10 protein-coding genes and 1 riboswitch are annotated in these 13,141 nt (G+C 67.7%); all 10 genes read right to left on the bottom strand.

All coding sequences use genetic code 11. The annotated features are described in order from the left end of the window. The coding region (locus QZ753_RS13130) for an FAD-dependent oxidoreductase (protein WP_294644231.1) at positions 1-808 on the bottom strand (808 nt) is incomplete at its 3' end. 145 nt (positions 809-953) lie between these two features. Then, a riboswitch (glycine riboswitch) is annotated at positions 954-1,043 on the bottom strand. 67 nt (positions 1,044-1,110) lie between these two features. After that, positions 1,111-2,169, bottom strand: coding sequence for a sn-glycerol-3-phosphate import ATP-binding protein UgpC (locus QZ753_RS13125; RefSeq protein ID WP_294644230.1), 1,059 nt, complete (start codon positions 2,167-2,169; stop codon positions 1,111-1,113). Beyond that, positions 2,169-3,017 carry a sn-glycerol-3-phosphate ABC transporter permease UgpE gene (ugpE, locus tag QZ753_RS13120; protein WP_294644229.1) on the bottom strand — a complete coding sequence of 283 codons (849 nt, stop codon included), beginning with the start codon at positions 3,015-3,017 and terminating at the stop codon, positions 2,169-2,171. Before ugpE ends, QZ753_RS13125 begins: the two co-directional genes overlap by 1 nt. 4 nt (positions 3,018-3,021) lie before the next feature. Then, positions 3,022-3,906, bottom strand: a complete 885-nt coding sequence (gene ugpA / locus QZ753_RS13115; protein ID WP_294644228.1) for a sn-glycerol-3-phosphate ABC transporter permease UgpA — start codon at positions 3,904-3,906, stop codon at positions 3,022-3,024. A gap of 82 nt (positions 3,907-3,988) precedes the next feature. After that, on the bottom strand, positions 3,989-5,287 hold the full coding sequence (gene ugpB, locus QZ753_RS13110) for a sn-glycerol-3-phosphate ABC transporter substrate-binding protein UgpB (RefSeq protein WP_294644227.1): 1,299 nt from the start codon (positions 5,285-5,287) through the stop codon (positions 3,989-3,991). Positions 5,288-5,446: 159 nt separating this feature from the next. Beyond that, positions 5,447-6,967, bottom strand: coding sequence for a choline-sulfatase (betC, locus tag QZ753_RS13105; protein ID WP_294644226.1), 1,521 nt, complete (start codon positions 6,965-6,967; stop codon positions 5,447-5,449). Positions 6,968-7,045: 78 nt separating this feature from the next. Next, positions 7,046-7,948, bottom strand: coding sequence for a choline ABC transporter substrate-binding protein (choX, locus tag QZ753_RS13100; protein ID WP_294644232.1), 903 nt, complete (start codon positions 7,946-7,948; stop codon positions 7,046-7,048). 183 nt (positions 7,949-8,131) lie between these two features. Continuing rightward, positions 8,132-11,287, bottom strand: a complete 3,156-nt coding sequence (locus QZ753_RS13095) for an efflux RND transporter permease subunit (RefSeq protein ID WP_294644225.1) — start codon at positions 11,285-11,287, stop codon at positions 8,132-8,134. Further along, on the bottom strand, positions 11,284-12,423 hold the full coding sequence (locus QZ753_RS13090) for an efflux RND transporter periplasmic adaptor subunit (RefSeq protein ID WP_294644224.1): 1,140 nt from the start codon (positions 12,421-12,423) through the stop codon (positions 11,284-11,286). The genes QZ753_RS13095 and QZ753_RS13090 overlap by 4 nt, the downstream gene beginning before the upstream one ends. 113 nt (positions 12,424-12,536) lie before the next feature. Continuing rightward, a partial coding sequence (locus QZ753_RS13085; RefSeq protein WP_294644223.1) for a 16S rRNA pseudouridine(516) synthase occupies positions 12,537-13,141 on the bottom strand: 605 nt, incomplete at its 5' end.

The raw sequence follows: 13,141 nt of genomic DNA, 5'->3' as shown, positions 1-13,141 counted from the left end.
GGTCGCCGAGCTGGCTCGCGAAGCGGCGGCTGGCGACGCCGGCACAGACGACCACGGCGTCGAAGTCCTCGCGGACCGGCTCGCCCTCGCTGCCGACGGTGCGCGAGAAGACGGCGGCGCCGCCCTCGGTGCGCGTCGAAAGCTGCGTCACATCGGCCTCGTAGCGGATCTTGCCACCACGGCGCACCACGGCGTCGGCAAGGCCACGCGTGTACTTATGGATGTCGCCGGTGAAGTCGGACTCGGTAAAGAAGCCGCCGTGGAACGTGCCGGCGAGCGCCGGCTCGATCGCATGGATCTCGGCATCGGTCAGGCTGCGGCGATTGAGCCCGCCCTTGGCGTAGAGCTGGCTGACGCGCGAGGCGTGCTCGAACTCGGCCTTCGATTCGTAGACATGCAGGATGCCGCGCTTCACGAGGTCGAACTCGAAGCCCTCACGCTCGGCCATCTCGATGAGATGCTGCCGGGCGGCGATGGCGAGCTTGACGGTCGCGACCGTGTTCTCCTCGTAGGAGCGCGCGGCCAGCACGAACTCCGCCATCCAGGACAGCTTGTGCCAGGTCGGCGCGGGATGAACGAGAAGCGGCGCGTCCTTCTTTAGCATCCACTTGATGCCCTTGATGAAGGTCGACGGCGAGTTCCAGACTTCGGCGTTGGAGGCCGAGAGCTGGCCGCCGTTGGCGAACGAGGTTTCCATGGCCGAATAGGCGTTCCGGTCGAAGACCGTCACGTCGAGGCCCTGCGAGAGGAGCTTGTATGCGGTGGTGATGCCGGTGATGCCGGCGCCGATAACGGCCACTGAGGTCACGACAGGTCCTTTCCCCGCACTGTTGCGGGTTGCCTTCGTGCCCCTCCGTCACTGGCCTGAGAGTTTCACGGCGGGGAAGCATTTCCCTCGTCCGCTTTCTCCTTCGGCGGACGACCCGACGGGTCGTCACTCTCCGGATATGGTTTTACGCCGCGCGGTCCTTTTGCCTGAGAGTTTCCGGGGCGGTTGCTCCTTCGGCGCCGGCCTTTCGGCCGGTCTCTCCCGCAAGCGGCGATAGGCTTTACATATGGGAATAGGACGAATGCGGCAAGTTCAAAGAATCCGCAGACGCTGCCCAGAGTTTAGGCAACACGCCGCCCCGTCTCGGCCGAGAAGCGGTGAAGCGCCGCCGGGTCGAAGCCGATCCGCACCGTCTCGCCGAGATCCTTGCGCACGTGGCCTGCGGTGCGCAGCGCGATGTCGGGACCGCCGGCCGGCAGGGCGCCGTAGAGATAGGTCTCCGCCCCCACCCGTTCGATCGCGCTGAGCGTGACATCGGCGAACGGGCGACCGTCGCCCGAACCATCCACGATCGCGACATGCTCCGGCCGGATCCCGAGCACTTCGGCGCGGCCCGGACCGGTGCCGATCGCCCGGTCCATGCCCTCGATCTTCAGCGCCTCGGCGAGCGGCACGAGGTTCATGGCCGGCGAGCCGATGAAACTGGCGACGAACAGCGAGGCCGGCCGCTCGTAGACCTCGATCGGCGTGCCGACCTGCTCGACCTGACCCCCGTTCAGCACCACCAGACGGTCAGCCAGCGTCATCGCCTCCAACTGATCGTGCGTGACGTAGAGGCTGGTCGTTCGCAGCCGCTTCTGCAGGCGGCGGATCTCGGCGCGCATCGAGACGCGCAGCTTGGCGTCGAGGTTCGACAGCGGCTCGTCGAAGAGGAAGGCAGCGGGTTCGCGCACGATGGCGCGGCCCATCGCGACGCGCTGGCGCTGGCCGCCGGACAGTTGGCCCGGCTTGCGGTCGAGATAGGTCTCGATCTCCAGCGCGCGGGCCGCCTCGCCGATGCGCCGCTCGATTTCGGCGGCCGGCATCTTCCGGTTCTTCAGCCCGTAGGCGAGGTTCTGGCGCACGCTCATGTGCGGGTAGAGCGCGTAATTCTGGAAGACCATGGCGATGTCGCGGTCGGCGGGCCCGAGGTCGTTGACCCGCCGGTCGCCGATCCTCACCTCCCCGCCCGTGATGGTCTCCAGCCCTGCCACCATGCGCAGCAGCGTGGACTTGCCGCAGCCGGACGGACCGACGAGCACGACGAACTCGCCGTCGGCGATGTCCAGCGAGATGCCCTTCACCGCCTCCTGCCCGTTGGGATAGGTCTTGCGGACGTCCTGGAGCGTGATCGAGGCCATTACTTTTCCGATTCAACGAGACCTTTGACGAACCAGCGCTGCATCAGCACCACCACGAGGACGGGCGGCACGATGGCGAGGATCGCCGTCACCATGACGAGGTTCCAGGGCGTGTCGGCGTCGGCGAAGGAAATCATCTTCCTCAGGCCGATGACGATCGTGTTCATGGAGTTATCGTTGGTGACGAGAAGCGGCCAGAGATACTGGGTCCAGCCGTAGATGAAGAGGATGACGAAGAGCGCGGCGATGTTGGTCTTCGACAGGGGCAGGAGAATGTCCCGGAAGAAGCGCATCGGCCCCGCCGCGTCGACGCGCGCGGCCTCCACCAGTTCGCCGGGGATGGTCAGGAAGAACTGGCGGAAGAGCAGTGTCGCCGTCGCCGAGGCGACGAGCGGCAGGATCAGCCCGGCATAGGTGTCGATGAGGCCGAGATCGACCATGACCTTGTAGGTCGGCAGGATGCGCACCTCGACGGGCAGCATCAGCGTCATGAAGATCAGCCAGAAAAACGCCATGCGGAAGGGAAAGCGGAAGAAGACGATCGCAAAGGCTGACAGGAGCGAGATGACGATCTTGCCCAGCGCGATGCCGAGCGCCATCACCGCCGTGTTGAAGAGCATGGTCCAGACGCTGACGCCCCCGATTCGCCCGACGCCGCCGAACAGCGCCTGCCCGTAGTTCTCGGCGAAGCGGTCGCCCGGCACGAGCGGCAGCGGCGGGCGCAGGATCTCGGGGACCGAGAGCGTCGAGGCTATGAGCGTATAGTAGATCGGAAAGGCGACGATCAGGACGCCGAGGATCAGGACGCAGTGCGCGAGCGCGGTGGCGAAGGGTCGGTTCTCGATCATCGCCTTATCCGTAGTGCACGCGCCGCTCGACGAAGCGGAACTGGAAGGCGGTGAGCGCCACGACGATCGCCATCAGGATCACCGACTGGGCAGCCGAGGCGCCGAGATTGAGGTTCACGAAGCCGTCCGTATAGACCTTGTAGACGAGCGTTTCCGTCGCCTTGGCGGGGCCGCCGCCGGTCACCGAGTCGATGATGCCGAACGTGTCGAAGAAGGCGTAGACGGTGTTGACGACGAGGAGGAAGAAGGTCGTCGGGGCGATCAGCGGGAAGACAATGGTCCAGAAGCGCTTCGGCCCCCTCGCCCCGTCGATCGCCGCCGCCTCGATCAGCGAGCGCGGGATCGACTGCAGCGCCGCCACGAAGAACAGGAAGTTATAGGAGATCTGCTTCCAGGCGGCCGCGACGATCACCAGCCCCATCGCCTGCTCGCCCTTCAGGAGCGGGTCCCAATCGTAGCCGGCCGCGCGCAGCATGTAGGCGAATGTGCCCATCGTCGGGTTGAACATGAAGAGCCAGAGCATGCCGGCGATCGCGGGCGCGACGGCATAGGGCCAGATCAGGAGCGTGCGGTAGAAGGCCTTGCCCCGCAGCACCTTCTCGGCCGAGGTCGCGAGCAGCAGCGCAAGACCCATCGCGAGCACCGCCGTCGACAGGCTGAAGACGATCGTGGTCTTCAGGGCATGGAGATAGCTGGGATCGCTCAGCACCTGCCGGAAGTTGTCGAGACCGACGAACTCGGTCTTCAGGCCGAACGCGTCCTCGCGCAGGACGGACTGGTAGAGCGCCTGCGCCCCCGGCCAGTAAAAGAAGACGAGCGTCACCAGCACCTGCGGAGCAAGCAGCAGGTAAGGCAGAAGCTTGTTGGGAAAGGTGACGCGGGTGTTCAAGCGGCCGCCCCGAGCATGACATGGGAGCGCCCCGCCGCGAGCGGCGAGGCGCCTTGAGGGTGAGCGTGACCTATGCGGCCGATTACTGGCCGGCGGCCTGCGCGATCGCCGCGTTGCCGCGCTCGACGATCTTGCCGAGCGCCGTCTTGGCGTCCTGGCTGCCGTTGAGCATCGCCTCGAACTCCTCGTTCATGATGTCGCGCACCTGCGGCAGGTTCGGCAGGCGCACGCCCTTGGAGTTCTCGGTCGGGGTCTTGCCCATCATCTGCTGAATTGGGATCTCGCGGGCCGGGTTCTTCTCGTAGAAGCCACTGGCCTTCGTCGCCTCGTAGGCGGCGAGCGTCACCGGCAGATAGCCCGAGACCTGATGCAGACGCGACTGGATGTCGGTCTGCGACAGGAACTCGAAGAAGCTGGCGACGCCCTTGTACTCGGCGTCCGACTTGCCGCCGAAGACCCAGAGGCTGGCGCCGCCGGGGATCGTGTTCTGCGGCGCGCCGTTGCCCTTCGGGTCGTAGGGAAGCTGGCCGGTGCCGTAGTTCATGCCGGACTTCACGACGTCGCCGAGGCCGCCCGACGATTCCGTCAGCATCGCGCACTCGCCCGACAGGAAGAGCTGCTTGGCCTCCGACGTGCGGCCGCCGTAGCGGAACGTGCCGTCCTTCGCGAGGTCGGCGATCGCCTGGAAGTGCTCGACGAAGATCGGCGCATCGACCTCGAGCTTGACGTCGAGGGCGGCGAGGCCGTTCTCGTTGGTGCCGTAGGGCACGTTGTTCCAGGCGGCGAAGTTCTCGGTCTGGATCCAGGTCAGCCAGGTCGAGGTGAAGCCGCAGGGAGCGGCGCCCGACGCCTTGATCTTTTTGGCGGCGTCGAACACCTCCGGCCAGGTCTTCGGCGGGTTGTCGACGTCGAGGCCCGCCTTCTGGAAGGCGTCCTTGTTGTAGTACATGATCGGCGAGGACGAGTTGTACGGGAAGCTCAGCATCGTCCCGTCGGGCTTGGAATAGTAGGACACGATGCCCGGCAAGTACTTCGACTTGTCGAAGCTCTGGCCGAGCACCTCGGCCACCGGCTTGATCGCGCCCTCGGCGCCCATCATGACGCCCGTGCCGGCGTCGAAGATCTGGATGATGGCGGGAGCCTGCTTGGCGCGGAAGGCGGCGATGCCGGCGTTCAGCGTCTCCGGGTACGTGCCCTTGAAGACCGGAACCACCTTGTAGTCGGCCTGCTTTTCGTTGAACTCCTTAACGAGCTGCTCGACCACGTCGTTGTTGGCGCCCGACATGGCGTGCCACCACTGGATTTCGGTCTGGGCCAGGGCGGCGGTCGAGGCGAAAAGGGCGGCCGCGAGGGTCGCAGCGGCGGCGGTCGTCTTGGTCATCGCAATAGGCTCCCAGCGCCGGGCCTTGATGGCCACGGTCCGTCACCGCCCTCCTAGCGGCGCGAACCAACAGTCGCGTGTCGAACCTACGATGGTTCCATGACAGTGCAAAGCCTTATCACGCCTTCGTTTTCCGCCTTCCACACGCACCTCGTGCGCTCACTCGCCCCGTGGAAAGCGCTGTGAGTCCTCCAGGACGTTGAGGTCCATGTGGTTGCGCATGTAGCGCTCGGACGCCTTCTGGAGCGGCTGGAAGTCCCAGGGATAGTAGGCGCCGTTGCGCAGCGCCTCGTAGGTCACGAGCCGGCGGGCCTGGCTCTGGCGCACGTCGCGGTCGAAGGCGCGAAGGTTCCACAGACGCGTCGCCTCGGCGTCGAAGGCGGCGAGCATTTCGGCATGATCCGGGTCGCCCGCGAGGTCGCGCAGTTCCGACGGATCGTCCACGAGGTCGAAGAGCTGGTCGGGATCGGCGGGGGAACGCGTGAACTTCCACCGGCCGCGACGGATCGCGACCATCGGCGCGATCGAGCCTTCGGCGGCATATTCCATCGGCACCGATTTCGCGCGCTCGCCCCGACGCGCGGTGTCCATCAGCGAGATGCCGTCCAGCCATTCGGCGCCGTCCGACAGGTCGATCCCGGCGAGCTCGGCGAGCGTCGGCAGTACGTCAAGCGTCGAGACCGGCTGCATGTAGGGGCCGGGCGGCAGGCCAGGCGCCGAGACCATCAGCGGCACGCGCGCCGAGCCCTCGAAGAAGTTCATCTTGAACCAGAGGCCGCGCTCGCCGAGCATGTCGCCGTGGTCGGAGACGAAGAGGATGATCGTATCCTCCAGCATGCGCGTGCGCTCGAGGATGTCGACGAGCTCGCCGACCTTCTCGTCGATATAGCTGATGTTGGCGAAATAGGCCTGCCGCGAGCGGGCGATCATCTCGTCCGTGATGCGGTACTCGTGGTCGTTGCAGGCCATCATCAGGCGCTGCGAATGCGGGTCCTGGTCGGCGAACTCGATCCGCTCGACCGCCGGAAGGAGCGCCGGCGAGTTGCGGTAGAGATCGAAGAAGCGGCGGCGCGCGACGTAGGGGTCGTGCGGATGGGTGAAGGAGACGGTGAGGCAGAAGGGCCGGTCGTCGTTGCGCCGGGACAGGTCGTAGAGCCGGGCGGCGGCGTGGTGGGCGACCTCGTCGTCGTATTCCAGCTGGTTGGTGATCTCGGCGACGCCGGCATGGGTGACCGAGCCGAGGTTGTGGTACCACCAGTCGATGCGCTCGCCGGGCTTTCGATAGTCCGGCGTCCAGCCGAAGTCGGCGGGATAGACGTCGGTCGTCAGCCGCTCCTCGAATCCGTGAAGCTGATCCGGCCCGACGAAGTGCATCTTGCCCGAGAGCGTCGTGCGGTAGCCGGCGCGCCGCAGGTAATGCGCAAAGGTCGGAATGTCGGAGGCGAACTCGGCGGCGTTGTCGTAGACGCGCGTCTTCGAGGGAAGCTGTCCGCTCATGAACGAAGCGCGCGCCGGCGCGCAGAGCGGGCTCGCGGTATAGGTGTTGACGAAGCGCGCCGATCTGGCCGCCAGCGCCTTGAGGTTGGGCGCGTGGAGGAAGCGCGCCGGCCCGTCGGGAAACAGCGTGCCGTTGAGCTGGTCCACCATGACGATGAGGAAGTTGGGCCGGCTCTGAAGCATGTCGCGCTCGCCAGAAGGATGCAGGGGCTGCCGCGGCATTGACCGCGACAGCCCCGATCCGTCAAGCGGGATGCGCGGTCAGCCCTCGACGCTGGCCTTCACGGCGGCAAGACCCGGCTGGCCATCGAGGGTTTCGACGCCCGCGAGCCACCCGTCGAGGACGCCGGGGTTCGCCTTCAGCCAGTCCTTGGCGGCCTTCGCCGGATCGGTGCCGTCGGCGAGCGCCGCCATGATCTGGTTCTCCTGCTCGACGGTGAAGACCATCTGGCCGAAGAGCTTGGCCGCGTTCGGGCATTCGGTCTTGTAGCCGGCGCGCGCCAGCGTGAAGACCTCGGCGCCGCCGAAGTTCGGGCCGAAGAACTCGTCGGCGCCCGACAGGTAGGTGATGCCCATGTTGTTCATCGGGTGCGGCGCCCAGCCGAGGAAGACGACCCAGTTCTTGGACCGCTCGGCGCGCTGCACCTGCGACAGCATCCCCTGCTCGCTGGAATCGACCAGCTTCCAGCCGGCGAGCCCGTAGTTCGGCGCATCGATCATCGACTGGATGTTGATGTTGGCGGGCGCGCCCGGCTCGATGCCGTAGATCTCCTTGCCGAACTTGTCGGCGTTGGTCGCGAGATCCTTCACGTCCTTGACGCCGGCCTCGGCCACGTAGTTCGGCACGGCCAGGGTGAACTTGGCGCCGGTGAGGTTGCGCGTCAGCTCCTCGGCGGTGCCGTCCACCTCGAGCTGCTGGCGGAACTTCGTCTGGGCGGGCATCCAGTTGCCGAGGAAGACGTCGGTCTGCTTGTTGGCGAGCGCCTGATAGCCGACCGGCACGCCGAGCGTCTCGACCTTCTGCTCGTAGCCGAGTCCCTTCAGGACGACGCCCGCCAGCGCGTTGGTCGAGGTGATGTCGCTCCAGCCAGGATCGGACATGCGAACGGTCTTGCAGGAGGCGGGATCGGCGGCCTCGGCCACCCCGGCGGCGCAGAGACCCATCGAGAGGGCGGCGATGGCGATCGATGCGTTGCGGATCATGCGCGTCTCCTGTCGTCCGCGACCGCGGACCGCGATGGGAGCGCCGCTCCCGGTTCCGCCATCACAACGGCAGAGACCGGAAAGCACAAGGTCATTCCGTTGCGCTTTTAATCCTTTACACGGAACGTCCGGCCTCCGATCCGACTATTCGGCAGGATGGGCGGCGTCCTCGTGGTGGGCATCGTCGGCCGAGCGCGGCAGGAACGGGCGCAGGCGCCGCGCCAGCCCGTCGAGATAGGTCAGCGCCACCGGCACGAAGATCAGCGTGAGGACGGTGGACGACAGGAGCCCGCCGATCACCGCATGGGCCATCGGCGCGCGCTGCTCGCCGCCCTCGCCGAGGCCGAGCGCCAGCGGCATCATGCCGAAGATCATGGCGAGCGTAGTCATCACGATCGGGCGCAACCGCACCTGCCCCGCCTCGGCCAGGCTGTCGCGCAGCGACAGGCCGCGGGCGCGCGCCTGGTTCGAGTAGTCGACGAGGAGGATCGCGTTCTTGGTCACGAGACCCATCAGCATGATGAAGCCGATGATCGAGAACATGTTGAGGGTCGAGCCCGTCGCGAGCAGCCCCAGGAGGACGCCGATGAGGGAGAGCGGCAGCGAGGTCATGATCGCCAGCGGCTGGAGGAAGGAGCCGAACTGCGAGGCGAGGATCAGGTAGATGAAGATCACCGCGAGCCCCAGCGCCTGCACGGCGTAGCCGAAGCTCTCGGCCATGTTCTCGGCCTCGCCGCCGAACGTCACGCGGTATCCCGGCGCGAGCGTCAGCCCGGCGATCTCGCGCTGGAGATCGGCCACCACCTCGCCCAGCGCGCGGCCTTCGACATTGGCCGAGATGCGGACCTCGCGCGACAGGTCGCGCCGGTTGATCGACGAGGGCGCGACGCTGTCGACGACATCGGCCACCTGATCGAGCGAGACGAGGATCGGCCGACCGCTCGCATCCTGCCGGCTGGAAGCGACGCGCAACTCGGCCAACTGGCCCGCACGCGCTCGCCCCGCTTCCGGCAAGCGCACGAGGACGTCGTAGGTCTCGCCGTCCGGCGCGTTCCAGACCGAGATCGCGTCGCCCGCCACCAGCGGACGCAGCGTGTCGCCGATCGCCTGCAGCGACACGCCGAGATCGCTCGCCGCCTCCTGGCGCACGCGCACGGCGAGCGTCGGCTGCTCGTCGTCGAGCGAGGACTCGATCTCGACGGCGCCGGGTATGGCCCGCAGCCGCGCCATGATCTCGTCGGACAGGCGCTTCAGCTCCGCCTCGCCCTCGCCGAGCACCGAAACCTGCAGCGGCTTGGCGTTCGCCCCGCCACCGCCTCCCCCGCCGAGCGAAGGCTGGTTGACCGAGACGGTCAGCCCCGCGATGCGCGACAGGCGCTCGCGCAGAGGCTCGGCGAGATCCATCGTGGCGCGCGTGCGCTCGGTGATCGGCTTCAGCGTGACGGCCACCGTCGCGGAGTTGAAGCCGCGCGCGGCGGCGGCGTTGACCGTGGAATAGTACGTCGCGATCTCCGGCACGCCGGCCAGGACGCGCTCGACCTGCGAGACCTTGCGCGCGGTGTAGTCGAGCGACGAGCCTTCCGGCGTCTCGATCGAGACGGTGAACTCGCCGCGATCGCCGGCAGGCACGAATTCCGCGCCGATGCGCGGCACGAGCGCGAGGCTGATGCCGAAGGTGAGAAGGATCGCACCAAGCGTCACGACGCGGTGGCGGAACGTCCAGCGGATCAACGATGCATATCGCGCGGCGGTTCGCTCGAATCCGCGATCGAACCGCTCGACGAGCCGGCCAAGCGGCCCGCGCTCCGCGTTCGGCTGCGAGGCGGGATCGTACCAGACACTGGAAAGCATCGGGTCCAGCGTGAAGGAGACGAAGAGCGAGATCAGGACCGCGACCGCGACGGTGACACCGAACTCGAGGAAGAAGCGTCCGATGATGCCGCCCATGAAGGCGACGGGCAGGAACACGGCGACGATCGAGAGCGTGGTGGCGAGCACCGCAAGGCCGATCTCCTCGGTGCCGTCGATAGCGGCTCGGGCGTGCGACTTGCCCATGTGGAGGTGCCGCGTGATGTTCTCGCGCACGACGATGGCGTCGTCGATCAGGATGCCGATGGCGAGCGAGAGCGCCAGGAGCGTCATCGTGTTGAGCGTGAAGCCGAAAGCATGAATGACTGCGAACGTGCCGATTACCGAGATCGGCAGCGTCAGGCCCGTGATGACGGTTGAGCGCCAGGAGTTCAGGAACAGGAAAACGATCGCGACGGTCAGCAGCGCGCCCTCGATCAGCGTGCGCTGCACGTCGGCGACCTGCGCGGCGATCGAGCGCGAGTTGTCGCGCGAGACGGCAAGCTCGACGCCCTGTCCCGCCAGCTCGACTTTCACTTTCTCGATCTCGGCCCGCAACGCGCGGGCGACCGCCACCGTGTTGGTGTCCTGCACCTTCACGACGTCGACGCCGAGCGCCGGCACGCCGCGATAGGCCGCGCGGCTCGTGAGTTCGGCGCCCGCCTCGCGCACCAATGCCACGTCGGCGAGCCGGATCGGCGCGCCCTCGTCGGACTTCACGATGATCCGCTCGAAACCGGCGGCATCCGTGATGCGTCCCTCCACGGTGACGTTGCGGCCGGTGATGCCGGCCGTCAGCGTACCGGCCGCGATGTCCTGGTTCTCGCGCCGGATCGCGTCCATCACGGTGGCGGGCGCCACGCCGAAGGCCTCCATGCGCTCGGGGTCGAGCAGAACCTGGATCTGCCGCTCGGCGCCGCCGACGATCGCCGTCTGGCCGACGCCCGGCATGGTGTTGAGGCGGCGGGTGATGACCTGATCGGCCAGTGTCGTCAGTTCCGGCAGCGTCTTCGTCGCCGACGAGACGGCCAGCGACAGGATTGGCTGGTCGTCCGGGTTGAAGCGCGTCACCTGCGGCGTGTCGATGCCGTCGGCAAAGCCCGCCTCCAGCCGCGAGACACGGTCGCGCACCTCCTGCGCGGCCGTGCGCGAGTCGGTGTCGAGCGTGAACTCGACGATGACGAGCGAGCGCCCCTCGAAGCTCTGCGAGGTCACGCGATCGACGCCGCCGATCGTATTCACCGCCTGCTCGACGGGCCTTGTGATCTCGGACTCCACCGTCTCGGGCGATGCGCCGGAATAGGTCGTGGCCACCACGACGACCGGAAGATCGACGTCCGGAAACTGGTCGAGGCCGAGCCGGCCGTAGGAAAACAGGCCGATCACGACGATCGCCGCCATCATCATCGTGGCGAAGACCGGGTGGGCGACGCTGATGCGGGTGAGGATCATGCGGGGCCGGCGCCCTCGATCGTCACGGCCGTATCCGCCTTCAGATCGGGCAACGGCGCGACGACCACCGTGTCGCCGGGCGAAACGCCTGACGTGACGACCACAAGCCCCTCGCGCGGCAGCGTGGCCCCGGCTTCCACCGGGCGCCGCTCCAGCTTTCCGCCGGCAGCCGCCAGCACGAAGGCGCCCGCTTCGTCCTGCCGGATGGCCGCGGGTGGCACGGCGACAACCTTGTCCATCGCCTCGACCGCGATCTCGCCGACCGCGAACATGCCGCCGCGGATGGCGCCGTCCGCGTTGGGGATCGTCACGAAGACGGTGATCGCGCGCGAGTTGGCCTCCGCTTCCGGCGCGATGCGCGACACGCGCCCCTCGAACAGGCGCTCGCCCGCGCCCTCGAAACGCAGACGCGCCGCCTGGCCGACCGCGATCTCGCCGATCCGGCTCGTCGGCACGCTGGCGGCGACCTCCACCGTGGAGAGGTCGACCAGCTGGAGCAGTTCGGTGTTCACGGCGACCGTCTGGCCTGGCTCCACCGGCCGCGCGGCGACGACGCCGTCGAACGGAGCGGTGACGACCGCATCGGCCAGCGCCTTGCGCGCGTCGGCGACTTCGGCCTCCAGCGCGCGGGCCTGCGCCTGCAGGTTGAGAAGCTGCGATTGCGCGCTGAGAAGATCGGCGTCCGACGTGATGCCGCGCGTGCCGAGCTGCTGGCGTCGCTCCAGCGTCCATTCCGCCAGCTTGATCTCGGAGCGACGGGCTTCGAGCGTCGCCTCGCGCGCCGACAGGGCCGAGCGCAGAAGCGTCTCGTCGAACCGCGCCAGTACCTCGCCGGCCTTGACGGACTGCCCCACCTCGACCGTCACCTCGGACAGGCGACCCGAGACCTCGGCCGTCACCACGGCGCGGCGGATCGGCCGGGCGGGACCCGAGACCGCGACGGTACGGGCATAGTCCCGCGCCGCAACCGTCTCGACCTCGAAGGCGGCAAGCTCGATCGGTCCCGTCGCGCGCGCGGCGGGCGCCAGCACGGCCGCATCCGAGCGCTCGGTGCCGCGGTCCAGCGCGACATAGGCGCCGGCGCCGAGCCCGACGACGAGGAGGCCCGTCAGAAGCCTGCGAAGCCTTGCGGCCATGTCTTGATCCGGTATCCGTTCGAACAGGGGCCGAGAGAAGCGCGAAAGCTTGGCCTCAGCGTGACATCGTGTCGCCGACCATCCGCGTCAACCGCGGCGCGACGTCCCGCCGCTCAAGCGGCGAAGATGGCGGCGAGATCGTCGGCCGACAGGCGCCGGATCGCGCCGGGCGCGAGATCGGACGCCAGCGCAAGGCCGCCGATCGCCTCGCGGTGCAGGGCCTCCACATGGTTGCCGGTCGCCGCGAACATCCGGCGCACCTGATGGTACCGGCCCTCGTGCACGGTCAGGAGCGCTTCCCGCTCTCCCACGACCGCGAGTTCGGCCGGTTTCAGGGGCTTGTCCTCGCCCTCCAGCATCAGCGTGCCGGACGAAAACAGCGCCGCCTCGTCGCCCGTCAGCGGCCGCGCGAGGTGGGCGCGGTAGACCTTCGGCACATGCCGGTTCGGCGAGATGATGCGATGAAGGAGTGGGCCGTCGTCGGTCATCAGAAGAAGACCGGACGTCTCCTTGTCGAGGCGGCCGACCGTCGAGATCGCCGGATCACGGCGGCGCCAGCGCGCGGGAAGAAGTTCGTAGATCAGCGGACCCGCCTCCTTGTGCGAACAGGTGACGCCGAGCGGCTTGTGCACCATGAGCGCGAAGCCCGGCAGCGGATCGAGCGGCTCGCCATCGACGACCATTCGTGTTTCAAGATCAGGGGTGACGGCGATGCGCT

It is taken from the genome of uncultured Aureimonas sp. (genome assembly GCF_913775355.1).
Classification (GTDB): Bacteria; Pseudomonadota; Alphaproteobacteria; order Rhizobiales; family Rhizobiaceae; genus Aureimonas.
The sequence above is the reverse complement of the archived record's forward strand: the minus strand, read 5'-3'. Positions and strand labels throughout refer to the sequence as shown.

Bases quoted from the DNA above. Each gene is read 5' to 3' on its own strand.
- QZ753_RS13125 (WP_294644230.1), bottom strand. From the start codon at position 2,169: ATGGCCTCGATCACGCTCCAGGACGTCCGCAAGACCTATCCCAACGGG.
- ugpE (WP_294644229.1), bottom strand. From the start codon at position 3,017: ATGATCGAGAACCGACCCTTCGCCACCGCGCTCGCGCACTGCGTCCTG.
- ugpB (WP_294644227.1), bottom strand. From the start codon at position 5,287: ATGACCAAGACGACCGCCGCCGCTGCGACCCTCGCGGCCGCCCTTTTC.
- betC (WP_294644226.1), bottom strand. From the start codon at position 6,967: ATGCTTCAGAGCCGGCCCAACTTCCTCATCGTCATGGTGGACCAGCTC.
- choX (WP_294644232.1), bottom strand. From the start codon at position 7,948: ATGGGTCTCTGCGCCGCCGGGGTGGCCGAGGCCGCCGATCCCGCCTCC.
- QZ753_RS13095 (WP_294644225.1), bottom strand. From the start codon at position 11,287: ATGATCCTCACCCGCATCAGCGTCGCCCACCCGGTCTTCGCCACGATG.
- QZ753_RS13090 (WP_294644224.1), bottom strand. From the start codon at position 12,423: ATGGCCGCAAGGCTTCGCAGGCTTCTGACGGGCCTCCTCGTCGTCGGG.